Source organism: Pseudobacter ginsenosidimutans, from assembly GCF_007970185.1.
GTDB classification, from domain to species: domain Bacteria; phylum Bacteroidota; class Bacteroidia; order Chitinophagales; family Chitinophagaceae; genus Pseudobacter; species Pseudobacter ginsenosidimutans.
The window spans coordinates 5,323,967-5,350,100 of sequence record NZ_CP042431.1 but is presented as its reverse complement, the minus strand read 5'-3'; the positions used below and the strand labels follow the sequence as shown (position 1 = coordinate 5,350,100).

Here is a 26,134-nt window from a genome sequence, read left to right as displayed (position 1 = left end):
GGTTTAGTTATCCGCTTTGAAATACGCATACCATCCGTAATCCTCCCAATCCTTGCCACCGGTGTATTTCACAGGATGGAATATGGTGAGATATTCTTCGTTCAAAGTAAGGATCCAGAATTTATTGGAGGTATTGTTCTGACCACATTCATCGTAGTTACCGCCAATAATGGGCCTCGATGTGATCAGCTCCCCCATCACCCCCTGATCAGCAACGGTATGCGTGAAGGCATAGCTTCCTTCACCTGCAAGACTGCCATCGGCTTTATACACCAGCAATTTGTTGCCGTTGAATTTAAAGGTCATTGACTGATTGCCTGCCGTGGCTTCGGTTACATTGGCCCACCACATGAAATTGGATTCAGGCACATATCCTGCACTGGTATATTTCCAGCCTCCATAAGCTCCCATATTGCACACAGAGCCCCAGCTCACATTCCTGAATTTCCATTTCTTTTCGGCAGAGACATCTGCTTTGTCTTTCGCGCCGGTAAGGAAGCCCGACCATGGATCGAACACATTGGTAACGGTAATGGTTATGGGATCTGTACTCACCCTTGTATTGGCGGATATACCGGTATAGTATATTTGAAAAGTTCCGTTGGACTCATACACGATAGTATCATTATCCGTCACAATCGTTTTCTCTCCTCCACCCCATCCCAAATGCCAGACTCCGCCTATTTCCGGCCTGCTGTTCTTTATCACTACATACTGATCACCTTTCACTTCGCCTTCCTTATTTGGAAATGGCTGAGAAACGGTGATGGCATTTTGCAGCGCTTCCCTGGTAACAGGCGTTCCTGCATTATCTATATATTTTTCCCTGAGGTAGGTATCTTCCTTTGCAGTGCAGGCAGTAATAAAACATACTGCCATCGCAATACAATGTAAAAAAAGGTTCCGTTTCATATAATCTGGTTTGGCAGTTTTAATAATTGTTCCAGTCTGTGAATTGTGCAGACGGGTCCCAGCCGGGATTCTGTTTGATCAGGCCATTGGAGATATCGATCTCCGTTTGGGGGATGGGCCAGTAGCCTTCCGTTTTCTTGATGCGGTCCTTGTAATTGTAATTTACCATGGGCACAACTACCGCTGCATTCACCACATTGAATCCTGTCTGCTTATTCAATGCATTCCCGATCTCTTCCAGCGATGGGCCCGACCAGCGAAGCAGGTCCCAATAACGGATCGACTCAAAAGCCAGCTCCCATCTGCGTTCATTCTTGATAGCATCCAGCGAATAACCTACTGGCGCCAGGTGAGAACGGGCCCGTACCCTGTTCAATCCTGCGGCATCTTCTTTCAACTCAGACTGCATCAGCAACACATCGGCAAAACGGATATGGATCAGGTCTGCAATCTGCAACAGGGAGGCAGAGGTCTGGCTTGAAATACCGGGAAACATCTGCAGCGCAAACGACAGGATATTGTTGTTGAAAGAAGAATTGATATTGATGTATTTCTTCTGGAAATATCCGGTGTTCTCATAATAACGGTAAGACACAGTGTAGTCAGGTTCCCCGGCATCGAGTTTGGTATCCATCAGTACAGCACCTGCCTGATTGGGATCGAGGGCACGATAGCTCCACACGGACCCTGTAAGACGTGCATCTGTTGTATATCCTCCAGTGTAGGTTTGGGCCGCAGCCCATGTTTTCCATTCGTTCACCATGGCAGGAGAAACAGGCCCCGCGCCCCATCCGGCGCCAAAGGGATAACTGGCAGACTTCGAGTAGTTATCACCGGAAGGAGAATAGAACAAACAATTGGTATTGCTGAACCAGGTATAGGTCCAGTCGGCTTTCATATTGTACTTGGTGGCAAATACCGATTCAACGGAACTATTGCCTGTCCATTTCAGATTGTTGTTCACCACATAATTGTAGCGATTACCGGTGGTGTTGCTTTCGGTAGCCTCATTGGTGTAAGACCAGATATTACGCTGATCGGGCACCAGGTCATGACCCGAATTATTTACACAGTCATCGATCCATCCTATCACCTGGGCTTTTGTAATACCGCCTGGCAATTCCTGTTTTGCATACCTGCCGGTGTAAAACAGGAACACTCTTGCCATCAATGCTTCTGCAGCATATTTGGTTGCATGCCCTGCCATCTCCGATCCTGCCGGATAAATTTTATCGGGCATCATCTCGATCGCATCTTTCAGGTCAGACGCTATCAATTCAAACACTTCGTCCACAGTAGCCCTGGGAAGATTTTCCGTTTCAAGGTTGGTGCGCAGCGGCACGCCACCGAAGATCCTCACCAGTTCATAATAGGCCAACGCCCTGAGAAAATGCGCTTCACCGAAATGTCGCAGGCGCTCAGCACCATCAGACCATTTCTTTACATTATCAAGTGTGGCAATGGCATTGTTGGCGCGGTTGACCATGCGGTAGCAGCGGCTCCATAAGCCAAGCAAGCCATTCAGGTTATCTTTGTAGAGCAGGAAATTCACGGCACAGTTGCCGGAGAAACTCAGATTGCCTCCCAGGCAATCGTCGCCCGCCAGTTGCGCTACATATATCTCGGAAGAGGTTTCAGGACTTTCATATAAAAGATTGGCATAGATGGAAGTGATCATTTCACTGGCATCTTTTTCCGTCAATGGAAAATTAGCGGTGGTCTTTGCTGTGAGATTATCTGTATCGAGGAATTTGTTGCAGCCGGCCAGCAGCACCGTCAGTATGATGATGGGTAAAATATATCGGGATTTCATGTTGCAATTTTTAGGACGTTAGAATTGAATATTTACACCAGCCATTACAGTGCGTGCGCCGGGATAAAAGCCAAGGTCGATACCCCTGGCATAATCTGCCGCATCTTCGCCACCGAATCCGATCTCCGGGTCCATGCCCGAATATTTCGTGAAGGTGTGAAGGTTCTGCACAGACACATAAAATCTGCACATATTCAAAGGCAGTTTTTTGTACAGTTTTTTAATATCGACACCCATCGTTATATTCTTTATTTTCAGATAGTCGCCATCTTCAATGAAGATATCCGAAACCCTGGACCAGTTGGAGCTGGCGCTGCTGGTAAGCCTTGGCAGTTTATTGGAGCTCCCTTCCCCATTCCATCTTTCCAATATATCGGTAGAGAAATTGCTCAATGGCGATGTGGCGAAATCGCGATATACTTTCAGGATCTGCTGACCGAATGCACCGTAGGCATTCACCGAGAAATCAAAAGCCTTCCAGCCTACATTGAATATAAGCCCCATCGTATAATCAGGATGCGGGTTACCGATCATGGTGCGGTCCTTTTCATCTATCACCTGGTCATTGTTCACATCTTTCCATATCACATCTCCTGGCTGCGTTTTATCTCCATTCAGCAACGGGCCTTTGTGGTTCTTTATCTGCGACTGGTTTTGGAAAATTCCTTCAGACTGGTAGCCATAAAAATAACCGATGGGATACCCTACCTGTACCCGGTAGCTTTCATCGGCGCCTTCCCATGGAATGCTGCCCGGACCGTGAATGATACCATCCTGGTTGGCGATCCTTGTGACTTTATTCTTATTGAATGCAATATTGAAATCAACTCCATAGCGAAGATCAGGCAGAATTCTATCCTGCCAGTGCAGGGCCAGCTCGATGCCTTTATTGACAATGTCGCCACCATTCACTGCAGGCGCTTCAGCACCGAAGGAATACAATACCGGAGCCGTCACCAGCCAGTCTTTGGTTGTTTTTTTGTACCAGTCGAGTTCCATACCCAGCCTGTTGTTCAGGAAACGCGCATCGATACCAATATTCGTTTGCTCCTGCGTTTCCCAGGTAAGATCAGGGTTGGTAAGTTTGTACGCGTATGATCCGATGGAAACATTATTCATGGAATTGCCGAATGAATAACCGCCATAGGTATTATTGGATGTCACCAATGCGAGCCATTGAAAAGAAGACACGGCATTGTTCCCGTTTTGTCCCCAGGAACCTCTCAGTTTCAGGAAATCGATAAACGATGCATCTTCCATGAACGATTCATTGGAGATGGTCCAGCCCGCGGAAACCGATGGGAAGAAACCAAACCTGTGCCCGTTCGCAAATACAGAAGAACCATCATATCTGGCGATCAGTGATGCCATGTATTTTTCCTTGTAGTTATAATTCAGTCGTCCGAAGAAAGAGACCAGCGCTCCCTGGCTGCTTGGCAATCCGGTGAGCGCCTGCACACTGGTGGCATTGGTAGCCACGTTGGAGAGATAGGCATGTTCGAAATCATCGAAATTGGAACCGGCCTTGGTGCCGCTCATGGATTCACCCATCCCCCATTTTTCGATCGACTGCCCCAGCAATGCATCGAAACTATGGTCTTTCACCTTGAAAGTATAGTTGGCTGTATTTTCCCAGGTAAAGCGGTTGAATAAAGACAGTGATTGTATCACCCTGTCGTTGGCGCTGGTGATCGCCTGCGTAAGCTCATAGGCAGGTGTATATGCCCGGTAGCTGGAAGCTCCCATGATATAACCGAACTGCGTGCGGAACTTCAATCTTTTTACCGGCTGTAACTCAGCATAGAAGCTGGATTGCAAGTAATGCGACTTACTCTTGTTCTGGTTCATCAGGTAATCCATATAAGCAATGGGATTCTTGTCTGCTCCATTGGAGATATCCCAGTTATAGCCATCAGCCAGACGGTCTTTATACGTATAGTAATCCCCTTCTTTGTTATAGGCATGCATGAGCGGACTCATCACCAGCATATTGTGTACACTATTCCAATAAATACCACCTGTAGCGAAAGAACCGTTGACCTCAGAATATTTATAATTAACGGTTTCGCCTATGCGAAGAACATTCAGATCGTTTTTCCGGATGGCGATATGATCTGAATTGATGCGAAGATTGAACCGGTCCATATCCGGCATCTTCCCGGGCGCTCCCATGGTGGCCTGCTGATTGGTATAAGAGAGACCGAGTGAATAAGTGGAGCGATCTGTGCCACCGGTAAAATTCAGTGAATGGTTTTGCTGGCTGGCATTTTCATTCAGAATCTCCTTGAGCCAGTTGGTGCCTTTCCAGCTGCCGTTATTGATGGCCTCCCAATCAGCTGCCGGCAAATAGCTTTCCCAATTGTAAGGAGCAAGGCCATCCATCAGGCGGCCTTCGTCCTGTATCATCATATACTCTTTTGCATGGAGGATGGTGGGGATCTTGTAAAGATTCTGTACGCCATAATAACCATCATACATAACCCGGAACATACCTGCCTTGCCGCGTTTGGTGGTAACAAGGATAACACCGTTGGCGGCCCTTGCTCCATAAATGGCAGAAGAAGCAGCGTCTTTCAGGATATCGATGGACTCAATATCAGCAGGATTCAATCCATCGATACTTCCGTTGGCAACACCATCTATCACATACAAGGGAGATGAGTTGCCATTAGTGCCGATGCCGCGTATATTCACCTTGAAGCCCTGTCCAGGAAACCATTGTTCTGAATGATATTTACACCGGCAGCCTGCGACTGAAGGCCCCCAGCACATCTACGGTGTTCAATCGCGCAATATCCTCTCCTTTCACCTGCACGGTGGCGCCCGTGACCAGTTTTTTCTTTTGCGTTCCATAGCCCACTACCACTACTTCTTCGAGGTCTGACTTTGCGGGCCTGAGCGCTACGATCAATGGCTCAGTTCCGGACACCGTTAGCTCAAGTGTCTGATAACCTACATACGAGATCTCCAGCACCTGCCCATTGGCGGCGGTGATAGTGAAGTTTCCGTTTGCATCCGTAAGTGAAGTGATGGTTGAATTCTTTATCCGGATAGTGGCCCCTGATAATGGAATGCCACCGGAACCCGTGACGGTCCCTTTCAATGACTGGTTCTGAGCTATCGCATAAGAGAGAAGGAACATAAGCAGCAGCAGCGATACTACAGATCGAAGTAATTGTCGCATTATTTTGGTATTTGTAATGAGAAAAAAGCTCCTCAGATTAATGGTGACCGAAGGTCTTCCCCGAAAGTGCCAACGCATCACCCGGAAGATTTTTACACCCATTCTTTGCACCACACAAAACCATAAACACGATTCATTATTCTAATATTCCATGCTGCTTTAAAGGTATGCATATGAAATCAAAAACGCAAAATAACTTACGAATAAATATTCTATACAGTCATTGACAGGCATTATAAACTGAATTTCAACACTATAATCCAAACTCTTGAATTTGCCGTTTTGTACGCTTTTATACTCAATTATTATTTTACAGCATTTTACCGCACAGCCAGAATACACCGTTATGCAGAAATCTCCCCTTTCCGCTCCATAACCCGAACCGGTATTTTGACATGCTGAAAAAATAAATGGGAGCTGACCAATAAGGTCGGAGTGATGGTAGTCGCTCGCTTCCGGCGAGCGCTGTGTTGCCGGGAGCGACGGAATAATAATCACTCGCCGGGAGGCGGGTGAGCGGGCTTTCCCACATTCAATAAAACGATCTTATCGTATCATTACATCAGGGAATATCAACAATCGACTGACTTACTCATAATACTCTTTCATCAGGCTCCGCCTTTCACCGGTCTCAAGATCGATGCATTCGAATTTCTTATATTGGCAGAATGAGCCCATATCCCTATCGCCATTGATAAAAACGGCGCCTGCGAGCAGCACATATTTACAGGGGAAATTGAAGTGTTGTTTAAATCAATACTTTGCCTGGCCAATGTCCAGCCTGTTGAACTTCCCTTCTGCATTTTGATGGAATTTGAAGAACACTTTGAATGTTCCCCATTGACCGGCTTTGAAATTACCATACACATCTTTGCCTTCGTTCTCCACTTTGTCGATGGTCAGGAACTTTTCATTGCCCAACGCCTTTGCGAAAAAAGATTTGAAATCAACGGTATTGCCATCATCGGTCATCACAGGAGATTCTGTAAAAAACAAATACCAGCCTTTATCTCCTGATTGCAGCGCTTCGATAGCCTGCTTTACCTTTTCATTGGTGATCTTTGATAAATCCATTACCTGTGCCGTTTTAGATTGAGATGTTTTTTGTTTCTTTTGCTGTCCGCAACTTGTATTGGAAAGACAGATCAGAAAGAACGATATTGCAAATAATGTTTTCATTTTGTTGATTTTTTGATTATCCTTTCCCAATGGGTGCTGCAACCAAATGATCACAAATGATCAGCAATTTGCCTGCCGCAATCAGAAAATAAGCAGCGCATTCATTACTTTCAATATTATATAACCGCATTTTAGAAGGAAGGAAAACAATTACAACCAGTCCTGACTTGTAAAGTTTGGCAATACAAAGGGATATATCATGGTGAACTTTCCGGATTTTTCCCGTCAGGGAAGATGGTTATTAGCCGATAGACAGATCTGAAAATTTTCACCTCAATCCTTTGCTCCCCAAATCGCTTCAATCAGGTACCCCTTCTCCTTTTCCGCTTTTTCGTTTTCCTCAGGCATATACAATACCTGTATTTTTTCTATCGAAGGCAGTTGAAGCGGAGGATACACAGTACTGTTAAACCATAATGGAAGGAACATCGGGTAAGGCCTCGGGATGAGCAGGAATGGAGATTTGCTGAATGAGCTTATGCTCAGCTCGTATGTTTTACTGGTTCCTTCCAGGGTGAGATTCCTACCGTAGGCATTCCCGTTATGATCTACCAGGATCAGCCTGATGCTGGCAGCTTTGCCGTTGGCTGGTGCGCCTGTCAATTTAATAGTGGAATATATGTTCTCTCCCTGCAATGTAATATCCGTCATATTGCAACTGTACTGCCAGCCGATAAATGGGATATCGAAATTGAAAGTATCAGCACTGGCCTTGTAGCTCACAACACCATTTTCACTTGTGTCAAATTTATAGTGTGTACGACGGTTCCAGTCGGGAAAATTCTTGATACGCCACCAGGATTTCAGCACTGTATCCTCCTGTACTTTTCGCGCATTGAACAATTCAAGACGCGCTGTTTGATCCAACACCCGCACCGATCTGAGGTTCTGGACCACATATCCTGATTTCTTCAAACGGATGGCTAATCTCAGCTCTCCTTCATCCACCATACTGGCAGGAATTATTGCTGCATAATTGTAAACAGTTTGCTTTGTCAGTGGCAAAAAGTTTGAATTGACCTGCAGTTCCAACTCTTCCCCCTCAGGCAAGGATAATACAGTCGCTGAAACAGGTAGATCCTGACCAGCAGGAAATTCGCGCGGCGGTTCGGCAAATACCTTTACTGCGGGCAACTGCATGGAAGGCGGAGCATAGAATTCGCGCATGCCTAATGGCAATGAATGCAGCTTAAGCGTTGCCGGGTTCACCTCCTTTGCAGAAAGCAGGTAAACACCCGGTCCTGCAGTGAAACGGCCATCAGTTGTGCTGAGGCTTTTATTCTTATTATCCTGGTTCAGCGGCATTATGCGAAAGCGTTTGCCCAGGTCCGGTAGTTGCACTTGCATGTTTTGTTGCTTCCATACGATGTACGTAGCAGTATCATTCAGCGCTGCACTCGTAAAAGGGTCTTTCATACCAACTGCGTCAGGCATCAGCTCCAGCCGCCATACGCCTGGCGCTACGCGATCCAGGAAATACGCTCCAGTTCCGCTGTAACTGACCAGCGGCGAATTGCCCACACCTGCTATATGCTGCAGTTTGGATGGGGTTACAGGTTTCGTATTTGTGTTATTGGAATAATAGAATTCTGTACCGGAATTCAATTCACTCAGGTCCTCTTTGTAAGAAACGCGGAATTGTTCAAATGAAGTATCTGCAGGAAAACCGCCATAGGTCTTAAATCTGGGTACCCGGTGAAAGGCCTTGCCAGCTATCATGAAGCTGATGGCCTTTGCTGGTGTATAGGCCAGGTTGAGATAATGGGTCTGGTATTCGGTATTCGCATAAGCCAGTGGCGTGGGGTCCCAGGCAAACTGGGTAGCCCATTGAAAACCGGCAGTCCGGAAACTGCGCGCCATAGCGGGATACATATATGAGCTCCGCACATCGGCGGCATCGAACTCATAGATGATCTTCGCTTTATCTGCAAAGCCGGGCCAGTCCTTGTAAGGGATCGCATAGTTATCTACGTAAGGCAGCGTATTGCCGGGCGTGGTATGATTGGCCACCAGTCCGTTGGAGTACCACTGATAGGTAAACCCATCTACACGCGCCGCCAGGAAGGCTTCTTCATTGCGATAAGCCTGCGAAATATTATAGAAGACAGGTTTCTTCCAGTTGATGCTGCGAACGGCATCAGCCATACGATTGATGTAAGCAGTTGTCTGTTTATTATCTTCCCCATGATCCGGCTCATTGTTGATCTCGCAGGCAATGATACCCGGATCATCGCGGTAAGACAATTTTGTGTAGGGATTGACATGCAGCAGCAATTGTTTGATATAATTCTCCTGTGCTGCAATAGCGGTATCGTTGGTAACGAGTTTCTTTTTGTTGTAGCGGAATTTATTGGAGAATCCCTGCGTTTCTTCGTTCCTATCCGGATAGCCATTGCCCCAATAAGCAATGGGTGTGATCAGTATGCGGATATTCCTTTCTTTCAGTTTTTTGATGAGGTAATCGAAGAGCCGCAGGTGTTCATTATTCAACAAATTACCTTCAGCATCGGAGATCTCCGTATCCCATACATGCACACGGAAAGCGTCCAGCCCCAGGCGCGCAAAATGATACACATCAGCATCGATCACCTGCTCGGGATTCAGCCCCATAGCTTTCACATGCCTGTAGGCGTATGCAAAGGGCAATGTATAATTCACGCCGAAGAAGGATTGCTCCTGCTGATCGGATTTCCGCCTGAGTACGCCTTCTTTGTCAACATACAACAGATCGGATTGCGCCAGCAGCGGAAGGGAAAAACAAACAAGTATAACGAATACACACAAACGCATAGCTGGAGATTATGGTTGAGAACGAATAGTAATGGATTGAGGCTTCAGTCCTTCACCACTTACTGTGATGGTAACAGGCCCTGCCTGGCTGGTGGATTGCAGCAACACTGTAGCGATACCTGATTCAGCCTGCACTGCCGCCCCCCTACCAGTTGTCCATTTCCGGACACGGAAAAATTCAGCCTGGCATTCGACAGGTAACAGGTGTTCCCCCTGCTATCTGTGATGCTTGCATACAAGAACACTTTGTCTGCGCCATCGGCTTTCAGGTCGCGGCCACTGCGGTCCCAGTGCAAACGGATAGCAGTTGGTTCTCCGGCCGTGATCACCTTGTCTTCCGCCACCACTTTGTTTCCAATATAGCCAATTGCCTTTAATTCACCGGGCGAGAATTGCTGAAGATCGAAAACAAAGGGCGGATAACGAAGTTTATCCGAGATCCTGTCGCGACCAGCTTTCTTTTTTCTATTAATTTGCCATTCAGGTAAAGCGCCACCTCTTCGCAGTTGCTGTAAACTTTGATGGCAGAGGGATCGGATCTTTCATTCCACCAGGTTGCGATATTCACCAGCGGCTCCTTGCCGGGAGGCGCCTGGCTTTTGTAGAAATAATAAGAGAATTTGGGTAACCTGAACAGGTCCATGATCCCCGATGCTTCGATATCGGGTGAATAGCCGCGGTTATAATCGAACATCAGCCAGTTGGCGTCGCCCAGGTGTGGATTATGAAGGTTATCGTTATGCGCTTCCTGGAAATTGAGTGCCTGCTGCAGGAGGCGCTTCTCTCCGTCTCCCCTTAACTGTCTGCTGCTGCGCTCTGAACCTTTCAGACCAGCATAGCCTGCCTGGTTGAGACCTGCATCCTGCGCAAAATATTCCCAGTCGCCATACTCCGCAGTGAACAATGGGATCTTCCCTGTATACTTCTTCCAGTAATCCGGGAATTTGCCATGCTGGCGCGCCGGGAAGAATACATCATAATATTTGTCGATCCAGCCAGCGGTGAGTGCGGGTGAGGCGGGAGATTCTTCTTTGGCGATGGCCACCATGCGTTCCATAAAATGGTCCGGCATTGCGGTCTCATTGAGCGATAGTTCCCAGATTGCCACGCTCGCATGGTTCCTGTCGCGGCGCATCAGTTCCTGTGCATCCCTGTAAGCATGCGTCATGAAACTATCGTTACCGATGAACTGCCAGCCCGGAATGGCGGCAATGGTGAGCAATCCCAGCTCATCACAGGCATCCATGAACGCATTGGCCTGCGGATAATGGGAAAGCCGCACAATATTGAAACCTGCATCTTTGATCTTTACGGCATCCCTGTATTGTGCATTATCAGATAAAGCATTCCCGATATAAGGATATTCCTGGTGACGGTTGGTGCCACGGAACAAAAGCGGCTTACCATTCACATAGAACCTACCATCACGCAGTGCAAACTCACGGATCCCGATGCGGATATTTTGCTCATCCTGCAATATCCCTTCTTTACGAATCTGAACTTTCAGCGTGTACAGGTACGGGTTATCAGGATGCCAGAGTTGCGGCGTCAGCACCTTCAACAAACCAGTGGTCTGTAAAGCTTCTCCGGGAGCCAGCTTCAGGCCGGCAGTTGTTTCTTTGACAACCATCTTCCCTTTCTTATCCAGCAATTGCCACTGCAATGAATAGTCTGCGGACTGGCCTCCTGCATTACGAATATGCGTAGCTACGTGAACGTTAGCCTGTTTATCGGAAACTCCGGAATACCAGACATGTAATCCGCCACCTGCCGGAATGGCTTCCATTACCGGATCGGTGATATGCAGGTCATTTTTTATTTCCAGCCACACATTGCGGTAGATACCACTGTAATAACAGAAATCAAGATCCTTCAGCGGTTTGCCGGGCGGTACCAATGGACTGTCCTGGTTATTGAGACGAACCAGTAATACATTGTTATTATCGAAAGATAACGCGGAAGAGATATTGATGGAGAAAGGAAGATAACCACCCGTGTGCGTGAGCAATTCCTTGCCGTTCAAATATACCGTAGCGGTTTGCATGGCTCCTTCGAAATGAAGGAAGACCTGTTTGCTTTTCCATTCTTTTTTTGCCGTAAAATCTTTCCTGTACCAGCTCAGTCCTACCCACTGTGATTGAATCACCAGTGGTTCCAGGTTGGCGGTATGCGGCAGGTTCACATGCTGCCAGCCGGCATCCGGTGTAACAGCATTACCCAGCGCCATCAGCAGCGGGTTGCCAGCCAGTTTCTCTTCTTTACTAAACTGCCACTGATCACTGAATGGGATCTTCTGGGCATGACCTTCCGGCGCTGCCAGGCAGCACAACACGATAATCCAGCAAAAATATTTCATCAGGTATGTATTATGTAAATAAGCGCTTCGCTAAAATTTGTATGGCTGATGCATGAACTGCAGACCGGGCAGCGCCTTCCCGGTGAAGTCGAAGAACGCGATCAGTTCCTGACCCCAGTTTTGTGCATTGCTGATCCAGGCCGGCTCCCATACCATCACGCCCATGCCGCCTCCATCGATAACGGCCTGGGTCAGGGCCTTGTGGTAAGCCAGTTGCCCGGCCGCACTCACCTCAAACCCATTCAACACAGTCTGTTCATGATATACCACTCCATCCTGTGAGGCATTGGTCCATTGGTAATTGGTTTCTACGATCAGCACTTTTTTATTGAAAGTTGATTTGAGTTGTGCGATGAGTGCTTTCAATGGTTCCAGCTTCACAGTAGTGAACTCTTCGTAATAAGAGATACCGATGATATCGAAATCGGTTACTCCGGCTGCGGTGATGCCATTGAACCACCACTGTTGTACCTGTGCACTGGCAGGATGTAAAATGATCAGCGGCTTGATGGTGGATTGCTCTGAAAAATCGCGCACTGCTTTGATACCACTGTTCAGCAATACGGCCAGGCTGGAGAAATCATTGTTGGTGATCTTTCCTTCGGGCAGCAGCATACCGGGTTGTATCTCGTTGCCGATCTGCACCATCTCAGGTGTGAGATTTAACGCCTTCAAATGTTCCAGTACGCCAATAGTGTAATTGTAAACAGAATCTTTCAAAACACTGATTGATTTCCCGGCCCATGCAGCAGGAATTTTCTGCACGCCGGGATCTGCCCAGGTATCGGAATAATGAAAATCGAGATTCACCGCCATGCCCAGGTCTTTGGCGCGACGGATACTGCGGACCACATCTTCCAGCCCGCAATATCCATCGGCGCTATAGCCGCCCGGAGCGGCCGGGTTATGAAAGAGCCTTAACCGTACTGAGTTACAGCCGTACTGCCTGAACAACAGGTATGGATCTTTGGCGCGACCAGAATCTTCATAACGGCCACCATTAGCCTGCACCATGTTCACGGAACTAAGGTCAGCTCCCATCACCAGTTTGGTCCAGTCGTATAACACTTTCTCTTCTGGTGGGGTCACAGAACCTGCATCTCCATCATTCTTGTTACAGGCTGTCATGAACAGCAGCGCAAAAAACAACCCCGTTGAAAAAAGTCGAAAAGAATACTTCATAAATATTGTTACTGAATAGTGATCGTGTATTTCTCAGGATTGCTCAGGTTCATCGTAACGGTATGCGTACCCGTGGGCGGATACACTTTTTCTCCGGCTCCGATCTTTCCATCTCCGTCCTCATCTCCATAAACAATTACCCAGTCGCCGTTAGCAATGATCTGGAAACTGTTGCCCCATTGTCCCGCCTGGAAATTGGCGGTTGCAGTCCAAACCTTGTTTACGGCATCATAACTCATTGGAGTAGCCGAAGTGCTCCAGTCGTTAAAATCACCGGAGATATGGAAGGAATTGATCTTTGTTTTGCTCCAGCTGAGGTCATTTGTATTTGCTTTCACCAGGAAGTAGCCGCCCTCATCGAACCAGATATTCCATTGAGCTGCGCTGGGATCCAGCTTGTACAGTTCATTGGGAAGCGAACCATACACAACGCCACTGCCATTTGACTGCTCCGATAATTTGAAATTATTCCACTGGGCAGCATTCACATATCCCTCATACTTACCGTCACTGGTTGGTGAACAGAGTTTGGTAGTATAGCTGTTCCAGCCACCGCTGAGATCGCCCGGCATATACAGGAAGCTCACGAGATTGAATGGCGTTACTTTCAAAGCAACCGTTGGTGTGTACAGCGGCTCCAGATTAGCACCAACCAACGTTTTCAGCCGGATATAAATGGTCTTTGTTTCTTCCGGTACCATGCCCATGCTCAGCACCAGCATATTCAGTGAGGTTCCGGTAAACAATTTCTGCACACCGGTCTCTACGGATTCTTTGGGATGCGTGAAAGTATTCACGGTATCAAACTGGAGTGTATTGGAAAGCGCCGTGGTGGCCAGTCCGTATTTACCGGAATTGGAGATGCGCAGACTATCCTTGCTCCATGATAAAGAAAATACATTGGAGCCCGCCGTGGCATTGGTCAGCACTAATTCTGAAGCCGATGCCACCAGTTCATTATTGGCGATATGTTCCAGTGTAACTCTGTCGCCATCTTTTTTACATCCTGTTAATGCCAGCAGAGGCAGCAACAGCATGATGAAATATTTTTACAGCAGTTCATTTGTTCATTTTTTGATTGATCAGTAATCCTGGTTCTGGTCGAGATTGGGATTGGCGGCTCTGTCGGCAGCAGGGATCGGATATACATTATAACGCTGAGCCACAGACGTACCATCTTTCACTCCGCCCTTCCATTGCCAGAGATAGGTATTGCCGGTAAAGCGGCCATAGCGGATCAGATCGGTACGGCGGGTGCATTCCCAGAACAGTTCACGGCCTCTTTCCGCCAAAATGAAATTCAGGTTGAAGTCGGACTGATTGATATTCCCTGCATTACTGCCATTGTAAGCCCTTGTGCGGATCAGGTTCACGTAGTTCAGTGCAGTGCCTGTATTACCACCTGTTCCACCACGCAGCACGGCTTCTGCATACATCAGGTAAACATCAGCCAGGCGCAGCATCGGGAAATCTGTATCTACCAAACCTTCCGCATAGTTGGAACCATTGCCGCCGGCATCGGTCTTGTTGGTGTATTTGGTAAGGCCATAGCCATCGGTTTGCAGAGTAGGATCATTGATCTGCAACGATTGTCCGTCTGTATGAAAGCGCGCTCTGGTATCTGTTGCACCCGTAACATCAGGGAACAGGCTTACAAACTGCGGCGTGGTGCGGATACTGCTCCAGCCGGATTGCACACCCAGGTCAGTGGCAGCCATGCTTCCTACTATCGGTCCGCAGACCAGGTAGGTAGTGCCGCCCCAGGTGGTAGTGTTTTGTCCATCCTGCTGAATGGCGAAAATGATCTCGTTGGTACGTTTATCGTTATCCGCATTGAACAGTTTGCTGTAAGTTGGCTCTAACGTATATCCCTGACCGATCACTTCGTTGGCGGCTGCGATACACTCTGTGTATTTACCCGTTCCGGTATACACTTCCGCATTCAGGTACAGCTTTGCCAGCAGCGCATAAGCAGCGCCCTTATTGGCGCGGCCATCTTCAGCCTGTGCGCGGTCCGGCAATGCAGCAGCAATTTCTTTCAATTCTTTTTCCACGTAACTGAAGAGATCGGCACGTTTGATCTGTGGAGGGAAGAAAGCGCCTACAGGATCATCTTCCGTAATGAATGGAGGAATGCCGAACAGGTCCAGCGCATGGCTCCAGGCAACGGCCCTGATAAAACGGACATCATTACGCTGGGCCTGTATATCCGCCACTTCAGCGTCGGTGAACTTACTGATCTTATCATCCTTCGCATTGCGCAGGAATTCATTACAGAGGCCAACGGTATACAATATGCGATAGTACATGGCAGAGGACCATTCATCGGTGGTATTCCAGTTAATGAACTGAACAGGATTCAAGGCATCTCCCCCGCCCCAGGTATATACTGCTTCGTCGGTGGGCAGTTCCTGAACGTTGAAGTATATGCGCAGGTAAGCATTTGCAGCCCTGCCTGAGAGATCGGCATTACCATCCCCCTTCTCCTGTCCGCCAATGGCCAGTGATGCGTACACTTTTGCCATTACCTTTTTATAGTTTTCCGCTTTTGCATAAACTGAAGCGGAGGTTTCCTGCACATAGGGTTGCTGGTCCAGGTCCTTCACACAACTGCCCAGCAGCAACAGCATCATCAGTGCAAACCCGCTATATATTTGATTGATCTTTTTCATTGCATGCAATTTTTAGAAGCTCAGGTTCAGGTTGAGTGAGAAAGTCCTTGGACGTGGATAGAAACTATTGTCGAATCCATTCTGGATCTCGGGATCCACTCCATCATATTTTGTAATGGTGAACACGTTCTGCACCAGCATGCCTACACGCAGCCTGGCTGTATTCTTCCACACATTCCCAAAATCGTATCCGATGGAAATATTATCCATTTTCAGGAAGCTCGCATTCTCCACGAAATAATCGGAAAAGAACTGGCGCGCCGTGAACCCTGTATTCAGATAATCAGTAGAGAGATTGATCAGCTCGTAAGGATTGTATTGTAAAGTTTCCCAGCTCCCCTGGTTGGCCTTCACATCGTTGTACACATAATTACCGAAGCTGGCGCGCAATACAGTGCTGGCGCTCCATTTGCCATATGTGACCTGCGTATTGAAACCCAGCATGAATTCCGGCATGGGAGAATGGTATCGATAAAAATCCTTATCGTTGATCACACCGTCCTTATTGAGATCAGCATACATGCCTTCGATTGGTTTTCCTTTATTATCGTATACCTGTTTGTATACATAGAACATATAAGGCGCATAACCGGGACTGAGGATCTGCAATCCCCTGCTGCCCACTTCAGGACCGGTGAAGGAACCGGGAGAAGCAGTATCCGGCACCAGGCTGAGGTTGGTGATCTTTACATCCTGCCAGGTGGCATTGGCGCCCACAGTCCAGGTAAGCTGGTTATTGCTGATCAATGTAGTGTTCAACGATAATTCCAATCCCTTGCTGGTGATATTTCCCACATTGGTGGTAATGCTGTTGGTAAGATTGGAACCGGCAGGCACAGATACATAAGCCAGGAGGTCTTTCGTTTTCCTGTAATAATAATCAACGGTACCGGTCACTTTATTGCTGAAGAGACCGAAGTCCAGTCCTGCGTTCCAGGCTTCCGTTGATTCCCATTTCAGGTCCGACACATAAGCCTGCGGCCTGTAGGTCTGGTAATAAGTATTGCCGAAGCGATAGCGCGCAAATTCATTACCGATGGTATAGTTGGGCAGGTAACTGTAGTTGCCGATGCCTTCCTGTTGCCCGGTAACGCCAAAGCCTAAACGAAGTTTCAGATCACTGATGAGATCGCTGTTGACCAGGAAATTCTCCTCCTTGATCTTCCAGGCCAGCGCCAGTGATGGGAATACGCCCCAGCGGTTATCCTTGTTGAAGCGGGAAGTACCGTCGCGGCGAATAGTGGCGGTGAGCAGGTATTTGTTGTTGAATGTATAGTTAAGACGGCCGTAGTACGAAAGCAATACATGGCGCTGTGAATCGGCCGGCGTGCTGGCCTGTACTTCTCCTTTTACATTGTAATCGATGAAAGCCGGATTGGTGGCCATCCAGTTCTGGTAATCATAACCAGCCGTAACGTCTACCCTGCTTTTCAGTCCGGGCAGGTTCTTTGTATAATTCAGATAAGCGGTGAAAAGCTTATTGGTCTTTTTCTGTGAGTAGCTGTTCTGAATGCCGCCGCGTGTGTATTGTGCAGCCGCGTAATCGGGAACATAATTGGTGCCTTCGCCTTCGGCAATATCATAGCCAACGATGGCGTGTGCACGAAGATCAGGCAGGAAATGGAATTTGTAATCCACTTCTGCGGTACCGATGCTGCGTCGTACAGTGCTCTTATGACTTTCCTGTTCAAGTAATCCAAGCGGATTACGCAGTGCGCGTACAACAGGCACACCGGCATTATCGATCCTCTCGTAATAGCCTCCGAATTCCGGCTTGTCTGTACGCACTGCCTGCGTGGGATCGAATGCAGACGCAGCCCATACAGCATCCTGGTTGGCGAAGCTATTATCGTTCACCGAACCTTTGAGATTGATATCGATCTTCAGGTGCCGGTCGAAGAAACTCGGGCTCAGCACCAGGCTACCTGAAAATCTTTTGAGGTTATCGGTCTTCAGCAGTCCATCCTGGTAGAGATAGCCGAGTGAAGCGCGGAAGGGTAATTTCTTCGCGATGGAACCAGACACGCTGATATTATTATCGTTGCCGATGGCATTCTCGAATACCTGGTCGGTCCAATCGGTTGTACTGTTTCCCAGCAGCGCTTTCTGCGCACCTGATCCTTTGGTGTTGATGAGATCGCGGAACTGTTGTGCAGAGAGCATTTCCGGTAATCGCGTTACCGTTTGCATGGAGAGCAAAGAATTGAAGGTAACCTTCAGCGGGCCGCTGGCGCCTTTTTTTGTAGTGATGATCATTACGCCATTGCTTGCGCGGGAACCATAGATAGCAGTAGCCGACGCATCTTTCAGAATATTGATGGACTCGATATCATTCGGGTTCAGCAATGCGAGGAAGTTATTGCCATTGCCACTGATGCCACCGATCTCCAGCGGCACGCCATCCACTACAATGAGTGGATCATTGCTGGCGCTAAGTGAAGCGCCGCCGCGGATACGTACGGTATTGCCTGAGCTGGGAGAACCGTTGTTGCTCATGATCTGTACACCAGCGGCCTTGCCATTGATCAGTTGTTCGGGAGATCCCATCACACCGGGATTGAAATCTTTTTCGGTGATACTGGTCACAGCTCCCGTCAGATCTTTTTTGCGGGTGGCGCCATAACCGATCACGATCACTTCGTTCAGGTTGTTGTCCGGCCTCTTCATTACCAGGCTCACCTGGGTGGCCGTGGGTGCAACAATGATCTGCCCGGGGGCATATCCCACATACGTGATCTCCAGGGTCACCTGGCCGGCAGGTACCGTGATGGTGAACTGGCCTTTGTCGTCTGTGCGTGCTGATTGTCGTGTTTCCTTCACCGTTACGGTGGCGCCGCTGAGCGGCAGGCTGTCGGGGGAATTGATAGTTCCGGTTACTGTGCGGTTAGTTGGTTGGGAAAATCCCGCATTACCCAAAAGCAGAAAGCAAATAGCACATAGGGCAATGACAAGATGTCGCAATCGTTCTCTTTTTTTCATTAGTTACATTTTAAGATACTACCCGGGGCAATGAAAACGCGATTCCCGGATCGCTCTGCAAAACGTGTTGAACAAGGCAAGCTGAGCTGTAACAATATTAGCGCATGAAGTGGATCAGGCAGTAGTCCACCCGTTCATAATTTTAGTCCGATCTGACTTTTTGTTGATCAACAGCACATTTTCCGCTCCAATTGACCTATTTTGGTCCTGTATTATGCCATTGGATCGTTCATCACTCTGCCGACTGCTCTGCCGCATCATCCTGTTAGCGGTTGCCCTCTTCTTTCATCTTCCGGGGACTACTGACGTTTTTGCACAAAAACCGTCCATCAGTTTCAAACATATCCAAAACGAACAAGGACTCAGCAACAGCACCATCGAATGCATCTTCCAGGATAGCAAAGGTTTTCTCTGGTTCGGCACCCGAGACGGACTCAACCGTTACGACGGTTACCAGCTCACTGTATACCGGTATGATCCCAGGGTCCCCGGCAGCATCAGTGATAATTATATTAAGAGCATCGGGGAAGACAGCAACAAAGTATTATGGGTAGGTACAAGCAATGGGCTCAATCGCTTCAATGAAAAGGACCAGCAATTCACCCGCTTCAAACATGATGCAGCCAATCCGCATAGTCTGCCCAATAACCAGGTGAACACTTTGTTCAAAGACAGGTCGGGCAAACTCTGGGCAGGCACTGCCGCCGGAGGACTGACTTTCATCCGCACCGATGGATCGGGCTTCGATCGCTTTCCACTGGAACAACTCGCTCCCGGCGAATCGGTACAGGTGATCTATGAGGATGCCAAAGGCAATATCTGGATTGGCACCGGACGCCATCTCTATCAATACAACCCACAACAGGACCTATCCTCTATCCATCCGCTGACCATCCCTGATGAATCCTTCAGTATCCGCGCCATTCATGAAGATCAGCAGGGCAATGTTTGGATAGGTACTGAAGATGACGGGCTCTTTGTGATCAACCTCATTCGCAAACAAACCACCCGTTACCGTCATTCTGAAACCGATCCATACAGTCTCGGCAGCAACCAGGTCCGTTGCATCATGTCAGACAACCAGGGGAATGTGTGGATCGGCAGTATCAATGGCGGACTACAATTGTTCAATCCACCTGCGAATAATTTCTGGCGCTACCAATATGAAGAAGGTAATCCTGCGAGCCTCTCCCAGCGTACAGTTTCAGCTTTACTGGAAGATATCCAGGGAAACTTATGGATCGGCACACACCGCGGCGGCATCAATCTTTATACACCTGGCACTGAAAAATTCAGGCTATATCGTCAAACATTGTCAAACAACAGCCTTAGTTATAACGATGTGAAGGCATTCTGTGAAGACAGTCAGGGCAATATCTGGATCGGTACTGATGGCGGCGGCCTCAATCGTCTCGACAGGAACCGTAACCAGTTCACACATTATAAATACAACCCCTACGATGCCGGCAGTATCGGTTCGAATGAAGTATTGCATGTAATGGAGGACAGTGAAGGTAATCTCTGGGCAGGTACCTGGGGCGGTGGTCTCAATCTGTTCAACAGAAGTACAGGGCGCTTTACCCGGTATACACATAACCCTGCGGTTGCCGGTTCCATCAGTTCCAATTATGTGCAACAGATCTATGAGGACCGGCAACACCAGCTCTGGGTGGCTACCTATTATGGTGGCCTGCATTTATTCGATCGCAAATCAAAAAAATTTACCCGCATCACGCAGGACCCGGAAGGCAAAACAAAACTGATCGGTAATAATATCGTATCGCTGCGCGAAGACGCATCCGGCAACCTCTGGATCGGTACGGACGATGGCGGTCTCAACTGCTATGATCCTGTTAACCACCGCTTCTCTCACTACTTCACCAATGACGACAAACTACCCGACCTGCGCGTGATCTTCACCGATAGCAAGCATCGCGTATGGATCGGACAGGTAGGATTGTATTTGTTCGATCCGGCCCGCAAATCTTTTTCGCTCTTCACTGATAAGGCCGGGCTCGGCACAGAATTCATCAAAGGCATCACGGAAGACAAGAACGGAAATTTCTGGATCGCTACTTCCAATGGCATTACCCGTTTCCATCCCGATACAAAAGAATTCAAGAAATACAATACCGGCGATGGCCTGCAGGGGCTTGAGTTTGAAGCCAACGCTTACCTGCAAACGAAATCAGGGGAAATGTTCTTTGGCGGCATCAATGGCTTCAACAGCTTCTACCCTGCCCAGATCCGCGCCAATAATTTCCTGCCGCCGGTTTACCTGACTGAACTGCAGGTATTCAATCAAACCATCCTGCCGGAAAAGAAAGGACCATTGCAGGAAGACGTCAGTCTTGCAAAAGCAATCACGCTCAGCTACGATCAAACAGCCTTCAGTATCAGCTTTGCCGCGCTCAATTATACAGCCTCCGAGAACAACCAGTATGCGTACAAGCTCGATGGCTGGGATAAAGACTGGAACTATGTAGGCCACGAACGCAAAGCCACTTATACCAACCTCGATCCCGGCAAATACACTTTCCATGTGAAAGCCGCCAACAATGACGGGATCTGGAATGAACAGGGCGCCAGTATCGATATCGTGATCCATCCGCCCTTCTGGAATACCTGGTGGTTCAAAACGATCCTTATCGGCCTCCTCATCTATGGCGCGCTGGCCTGGTATCGATTCCGTCAGCGTCAGCAATTGCACAGACTCGAAGAACAGAAAAAAGAAGAACTGCACCGTCTGCAGTTACAACTGTTCACCAATATCAGTCATGAGTTCCGCACCCCTCTTTCTTTGATACTCGGCTCCCTGGAACTGTTACAGAAAGAATCCCCGCGGTCCGCGTCCAGTCATCATTATAAGATCATCTTCAGGAATATCAATCGCCTTACCGGGCTGATCAATGAACTGATGGATTTCCGCAAAGTGGAATCTGGCGCGCTCGAACTGAAAGTGATGCCCGGTAATATCGGCCTTTTCCTTCGCGAGCTGGCCGACGAATTCAGCGAGCTGGCTATCCAGAAGAATATCCGTTTCGATGTACTGATCCCAGAAGGCCTGTCCACTGCCTGGTTCGACCGGCAGGTGCTGGAAAAGATCGTACTCAACCTCGTCAGCAACTCTTTCAAGTATACCAGTGATGGCGGCCAGATCACCCTGGAAATCATGACCAGCCTCGATGGCTTCAAACCTTCGTTCGGAAATGATCTCTTATTACCCGGCGACTACAAAGCTGTTGACTCCTTATACATCCGTGTAGCCGATAATGGTATCGGCATTTCAAAGGAATCCATCAGGCATTTGTTCGAACGTTATTACAAGATCAGTGAATCCCACCTCGGCTCTGGTATTGGTCTGGCTTTCGTGAAAAGTCTTACACATCTTCACAAAGGAGGCATTAAAGTGTATAGTGAACGAAGCGAAGGCACGGAGATCATCATCGCCATTCCGGTAGGTGAAGCAGATTATGCAGCAGCGGAACAATGGGAACAAAACCATGAAGAAGCCGGTGTAAGGCTGGAAAGCATCCATTACAAATACGAGCAGCAATTACCTGCATTGGATCGTGATGCAACAACGACACAACAAACAGCAGTAATCCCTCCGGTTACTCACAATGACCAGCAATCGCCTCCCGCTGATAGCAATGGACAGAAACCCGTAATACTATTGGTGGAAGACAGCGATGAGCTTCGAAATTTCTTAAAGGACAACCTTCAACAACAGTATACAATAGCCGAAGCAGCAAACGGACAGGAAGCGCTGGACTATTTACAGGACAGCTTTCCCGATCTCATCATCAGCGATGTGATGATGCCTGTGATGGATGGTATAGAATTATGCCGCGCGGTGAAGGACAATATCGAGACCAGTCATGTTCCTTTTTTGATCCTCACTTCGCGCGATAGCCTGGATGCGCAACTGGAAGGCGTTGGCTCGGGCGCCGATTTCTATTTCGCCAAACCCATCAGTGTGGACCTGCTTCAACTCACCATCCGCAATATCCTGGACCAACGCCAGAAGCTCAAAGAGCGCTACGCGCAGGACCAGTTCGCTGAAGCCCGGGATATGGTACATTCTGCAAAGGATAAGGCTTTCATGGACCAACTGTTGAGCATCATCACTGAACAACTCACCAATCCCGATATGGATGTGGATTATATTTGCCAGCAGGCAGGAATGAGTCGCACCAAACTATACCAGAAGATCAAAAGCATCACAGGGCAATCGATCGGGGAATTTGTTCGCTCGGTTCGTTTAAGACAGGCCGTAAAGATCATGACCGAGGAAGATGTGCCGCTTACGGAAGTGACCTACCGCGTGGGAATTCAAACGCAGTCGTATTTCACGAAAGCTTTCAAGAAAGAATTTGGCAAAACGCCGAGCCAGTTTTTACAGGAATTGAAGAAGTGATTTTATCAAATCTTTTTAGCTGTTCCAGCCCTGGCACCGCATTTGAAGTATCTCCCCAAAAGATATCTTATGGATGCAACACAGAACCAAAAGATCTTTCATCGTACCGTGAAAGTGGACGGACTGGATATTTTTTACCGGGAGGCCGGAGATCCTTCCAACCCCGCCGTTTTGCTCATGCACGGCTATCCGAATTCCTCTTTTTTATACAGGAGATTATTACCGGCGCTTGCTGCGGAAAACTATTACGCAATTGCCCCGGACTTCCCAGGAATGGGCTACAGCTCTTATCCATCCGCAGATGAATTTCAATATACATTCAGGAATTATGCAAACATCATTTCTTCTTTTACTGAAAAAATGCAGTTGGAGAAATTCGCTATTTACCTGCATGATTATGGATCACTGATAGGCATGCGCGTTGCGTTGATGCATCCTGAAAAGATCACTGCACTTATGTTTCAGGATAGCAATGCTTATGAAGAAGGTCTCGGCAAGGAATGGGATGCCTGCAAGGTTTACTGGGATCATCCTACAAAAGAGAACTGGGATAAAATTGGGGACTTCTTGAATGAAGAAAGTTGTCGCCAGCAATATCTGGCCGGGGTACCGGAAGATCAACAGGCCCTATTCACACCTGATGCATGGACACTAGACTGGAACCTGATGAATCGCCCAGGGCATATTGATTCACTGTATGCATTGTTTAAAGACTATCCTGATAACAGGGCAATGTTTCCTGAATTCCATAATTTCTTTAGAACAGTTCAACCACCCACACTTGTAATATGGGGAAAATATGACGCCTTCTATAGTGTGGCGGAGGCGCCTTGTTATAAGAGGGATAATCCTGATGCGGAGATACATGTTTGGAAGCAGGTCATAAAGTGCTGGAAAGCCACTTCGAAGAATTGGCTCATGTTATTCTGGATTTCCTGGATCGAAAGATCAAAAGCAAAGCTTAGCTTTTCTTGCGGGTACTTTCTCTCAGGTATTTCCTGAACGTGGTAGAGTAACGGTCTCCAAACTTGATAATTGTGATCTCATTGTAAGGTACTGATGTTAACTCTACATCAAGTTTGCCTGTGGGATCATAATATTGTATCCCAACCTTGTTCTTATATATTTTCTTGATTGGTCCTATTGTAAAATCCGGCTCATCATTGTCCTCACATTCAACTATTACATGATAGTCTGCTTTTTTCAGGTCAGTGAACAAGTCCTGCCAGGTCTTTATAGAGATATTTTGATAGATTCCATATTGGCTGTCCAAATGTCCTTCCTTCTTATGGATCTTTTTCAAGGTTTTTTCGTACCTGTTGCAACGAATACTGTCGAACTTAGTTTTCGGAATGATAGCGTAGCCATCCAGGAGGAATTCATTATCGATTTGTAACAGTAAGAAATCCTTAGAAATAGCAAGAAGGAATCCTGCTATGTTCTCTTCCCTGTCTTTGAAAGTCCGGCTGATCTTTATGAAATCTTTTTTATCGATATGCTTTTGGAGCATCAGGTCATATTCTTTGATTTCCTGTTTTCTATTTGCCATGACTGGTAACAACTTTAAATCTCATTACCCGGTTCCTGTTGAACAGGATATCCAGGTAATACAATGAATTATCAGGGATAAGATAGTAAAACTCATAAGTATTTCCTACCCTTTGGTATTGTATGTATTGCTGTTTCTTCACAGCGCCGGAATCCAGCTTGCGGACTTTTTTCCTTTTGGAAACTTCTTCATAAACCCAGATCTCAGGGTTTCGAAAATAATTAGAGTTGATCTGTATATCCTGAACAGGTCCTTCATAACCGATCCTGAAATGAACCGTGTCCCCTTTTTTCGAATGGATCACTCCGGATCCGGGCGCCATAAGCCTGATCTTACTGATCGCATTAGCGGCGTAATACGGGTTAAGGGCAAAGCTATCCTTAGTATAGTTTTGCAACAATGTCCATTTGTTGTTTTTAGGAAAATGATTCCTTGCAAAATTTTCCGGGGATGTGAGCCAGTAATAATTGTTGAATTTCTTAGTGAAGGAAAGCATTTTTCCATCGTCATTTTTGGCGCAGCCACCCGCGGCCCAGGTAGGGTCAAGCAAATGCCAGGTGCTATCGACCCAGACTGCATTCCAGGCATGATCAAGGGTTCCGGCCGTACCCACCTGGTAATATTCGGTCCTGACATAACCGGGAATTATTTCAGATTGAAGTCCGGCGATATCACACATTTTCTTAAAGAGCATGGCATAGCCATAGCACACGGCTTTTTTCTTTCGCAGGATGGTTTCTATGTAATTGATCTCCCAGGCGATCCTTTTGGATTCACAATCTTTATTGTCTTTGCAGGTAAAGGATTTTGGTTCACGCCCCTGGTAGTAATATTTGTTGTAGTATTTGTAGTTGTACCGGATATTTTCCGTGATCCATTTGAAAATCGATCTTGCTTTGAGTAAAGGTTCGGAATAAGGGCTGGTCAAATCTTCCGTCAATGTCCTGAAGTCTTTTCTGTATTTTACCTGTGAAGCAAAACTATCTACCGAAGCAAATTTGATCGACAGTTGCGCGAAGGAAAAGATCGGATACAGAAAGATAAGCAGCAGTAATTGTTTTCGCTTGTTCATGCACTGCCCGGAATAAGGTTATTAAT

At 47.5% G+C, this 26,134-nt stretch carries 16 protein-coding genes; 2 read left to right on the top strand and 14 right to left on the bottom strand.

The window, feature by feature from the left end:
- Positions 1–3: 3 nt before the first annotated feature.
- From FSB84_RS20970 to FSB84_RS20920, 12 genes are all read right to left on the bottom strand, one after another.
- Positions 4–912, bottom strand: coding sequence for a hypothetical protein (locus tag FSB84_RS20970; protein WP_130539834.1), 909 nt, complete (start codon positions 910–912; stop codon positions 4–6).
- Between the two features lie 19 nt (positions 913–931).
- Positions 932–2,725, bottom strand: coding sequence for a RagB/SusD family nutrient uptake outer membrane protein (locus tag FSB84_RS20965; RefSeq protein ID WP_130539833.1), 1,794 nt, complete (start codon positions 2,723–2,725; stop codon positions 932–934).
- Positions 2,726–2,743: 18 nt separating this feature from the next.
- Positions 2,744–5,497 carry a SusC/RagA family TonB-linked outer membrane protein gene (locus tag FSB84_RS20960; RefSeq protein ID WP_225979846.1) on the bottom strand — a complete coding sequence of 918 codons (2,754 nt, stop codon included), beginning with the start codon at positions 5,495–5,497 and terminating at the stop codon, positions 2,744–2,746.
- On the bottom strand, positions 5,460–5,909 hold the full coding sequence (locus tag FSB84_RS31210; protein ID WP_225979845.1) for a carboxypeptidase-like regulatory domain-containing protein: 450 nt from the start codon (positions 5,907–5,909) through the stop codon (positions 5,460–5,462). Before FSB84_RS31210 ends, FSB84_RS20960 begins: the two co-directional genes overlap by 38 nt.
- Before the next feature lie 753 nt (positions 5,910–6,662).
- A complete protein-coding gene (locus tag FSB84_RS20955) occupies positions 6,663–7,088 on the bottom strand; it encodes a hypothetical protein (RefSeq protein WP_130539831.1) in 426 nt (141 codons plus the stop codon).
- A 273-nt stretch (positions 7,089–7,361) separates the two neighbouring features.
- Positions 7,362–9,878 carry a glycoside hydrolase 5 family protein gene (locus tag FSB84_RS20950; protein WP_130539830.1) on the bottom strand — a complete coding sequence of 839 codons (2,517 nt, stop codon included), beginning with the start codon at positions 9,876–9,878 and terminating at the stop codon, positions 7,362–7,364.
- Positions 9,879–9,937: 59 nt separating this feature from the next.
- Positions 9,938–10,222 carry a hypothetical protein gene (locus FSB84_RS20945; RefSeq protein WP_147122297.1) on the bottom strand — a complete coding sequence of 95 codons (285 nt, stop codon included), beginning with the start codon at positions 10,220–10,222 and terminating at the stop codon, positions 9,938–9,940.
- 29 nt (positions 10,223–10,251) lie between these two features.
- Entirely contained in the window at positions 10,252–12,234 is a 1,983-nt protein-coding gene (locus FSB84_RS20940) for a glycoside hydrolase family 2 protein (protein ID WP_147122296.1), read from the bottom strand.
- A 30-nt stretch (positions 12,235–12,264) separates the two neighbouring features.
- Positions 12,265–13,416: a glycoside hydrolase family 53 protein gene (locus FSB84_RS20935; RefSeq protein WP_130539828.1), complete on the bottom strand. Its 1,152-nt coding sequence runs from the start codon at positions 13,414–13,416 to the stop codon at positions 12,265–12,267.
- Between the two features lie 8 nt (positions 13,417–13,424).
- A complete protein-coding gene (locus FSB84_RS20930) occupies positions 13,425–14,453 on the bottom strand; it encodes a DUF5111 domain-containing protein (protein WP_147122294.1) in 1,029 nt (342 codons plus the stop codon).
- Between the two features lie 45 nt (positions 14,454–14,498).
- Positions 14,499–16,088, bottom strand: coding sequence for a RagB/SusD family nutrient uptake outer membrane protein (locus tag FSB84_RS20925; protein ID WP_130539826.1), 1,590 nt, complete (start codon positions 16,086–16,088; stop codon positions 14,499–14,501).
- Between the two features lie 12 nt (positions 16,089–16,100).
- The gene (locus FSB84_RS20920) at positions 16,101–19,067 is read right to left on the bottom strand and encodes a SusC/RagA family TonB-linked outer membrane protein (RefSeq protein ID WP_130539825.1); all 2,967 of its coding nucleotides are present in this window, start codon (positions 19,065–19,067) and stop codon (positions 16,101–16,103) included.
- A 214-nt stretch (positions 19,068–19,281) separates the two neighbouring features.
- Between FSB84_RS20920 and FSB84_RS20915 the strand changes: the two genes are divergently transcribed.
- Together FSB84_RS20915 and FSB84_RS20910 are read left to right on the top strand one after the other, a co-directional pair.
- On the top strand, positions 19,282–23,487 hold the full coding sequence (locus tag FSB84_RS20915; protein ID WP_130539824.1) for a hybrid sensor histidine kinase/response regulator transcription factor: 4,206 nt from the start codon (positions 19,282–19,284) through the stop codon (positions 23,485–23,487).
- A gap of 114 nt (positions 23,488–23,601) precedes the next feature.
- Entirely contained in the window at positions 23,602–24,489 is an 888-nt protein-coding gene (locus FSB84_RS20910) for an alpha/beta fold hydrolase (protein WP_158644041.1), read from the top strand.
- On the opposite strand, the gene FSB84_RS20905 is transcribed toward FSB84_RS20910, so the two are convergent.
- Both FSB84_RS20905 and FSB84_RS20900 read right to left on the bottom strand, forming a co-directional pair.
- Positions 24,449–25,036 (bottom strand): hypothetical protein, encoded by a 588-nt coding sequence (locus tag FSB84_RS20905; RefSeq protein ID WP_130539822.1) that lies wholly within the window; start codon positions 25,034–25,036, stop codon positions 24,449–24,451. The two genes, FSB84_RS20910 and FSB84_RS20905, sit on opposite strands and share 41 nt — an antisense overlap.
- Entirely contained in the window at positions 25,026–26,108 is a 1,083-nt protein-coding gene (locus FSB84_RS20900; RefSeq protein WP_130539821.1) for a transglutaminase domain-containing protein, read from the bottom strand. The genes FSB84_RS20905 and FSB84_RS20900 overlap by 11 nt, the downstream gene beginning before the upstream one ends.
- Between the last annotated feature and the right edge of the window lie 26 nt (positions 26,109–26,134).

What these genes read in the sequence shown, in the direction of transcription:
- FSB84_RS20970 (WP_130539834.1), bottom strand. Translation starts at nt 912, where the DNA reads ATGAAACGGAACCTTTTTTTACATTGTATTGCGATGGCAGTATGTTTT.
- FSB84_RS20965 (WP_130539833.1), bottom strand. Translation starts at nt 2,725, where the DNA reads ATGAAATCCCGATATATTTTACCCATCATCATACTGACGGTGCTGCTG.
- FSB84_RS20960 (WP_225979846.1), bottom strand. Translation starts at nt 5,497, where the DNA reads ATGTGCTGGGGGCCTTCAGTCGCAGGCTGCCGGTGTAAATATCATTCA.
- FSB84_RS31210 (WP_225979845.1), bottom strand. Translation starts at nt 5,909, where the DNA reads ATGCGACAATTACTTCGATCTGTAGTATCGCTGCTGCTGCTTATGTTC.
- FSB84_RS20955 (WP_130539831.1), bottom strand. Translation starts at nt 7,088, where the DNA reads ATGAAAACATTATTTGCAATATCGTTCTTTCTGATCTGTCTTTCCAAT.
- FSB84_RS20950 (WP_130539830.1), bottom strand. Translation starts at nt 9,878, where the DNA reads ATGCGTTTGTGTGTATTCGTTATACTTGTTTGTTTTTCCCTTCCGCTG.
- FSB84_RS20940 (WP_147122296.1), bottom strand. Translation starts at nt 12,234, where the DNA reads ATGAAATATTTTTGCTGGATTATCGTGTTGTGCTGCCTGGCAGCGCCG.
- FSB84_RS20935 (WP_130539828.1), bottom strand. Translation starts at nt 13,416, where the DNA reads ATGAAGTATTCTTTTCGACTTTTTTCAACGGGGTTGTTTTTTGCGCTG.
- FSB84_RS20930 (WP_147122294.1), bottom strand. Translation starts at nt 14,453, where the DNA reads ATGCTGTTGCTGCCTCTGCTGGCATTAACAGGATGTAAAAAAGATGGC.
- FSB84_RS20925 (WP_130539826.1), bottom strand. Translation starts at nt 16,088, where the DNA reads ATGAAAAAGATCAATCAAATATATAGCGGGTTTGCACTGATGATGCTG.
- FSB84_RS20920 (WP_130539825.1), bottom strand. Translation starts at nt 19,067, where the DNA reads ATGAAAAAAAGAGAACGATTGCGACATCTTGTCATTGCCCTATGTGCT.
- FSB84_RS20915 (WP_130539824.1), top strand. Translation starts at nt 19,282, where the DNA reads ATGCCATTGGATCGTTCATCACTCTGCCGACTGCTCTGCCGCATCATC.
- FSB84_RS20905 (WP_130539822.1), bottom strand. Translation starts at nt 25,036, where the DNA reads ATGGCAAATAGAAAACAGGAAATCAAAGAATATGACCTGATGCTCCAA.
- FSB84_RS20900 (WP_130539821.1), bottom strand. Translation starts at nt 26,108, where the DNA reads ATGAACAAGCGAAAACAATTACTGCTGCTTATCTTTCTGTATCCGATC.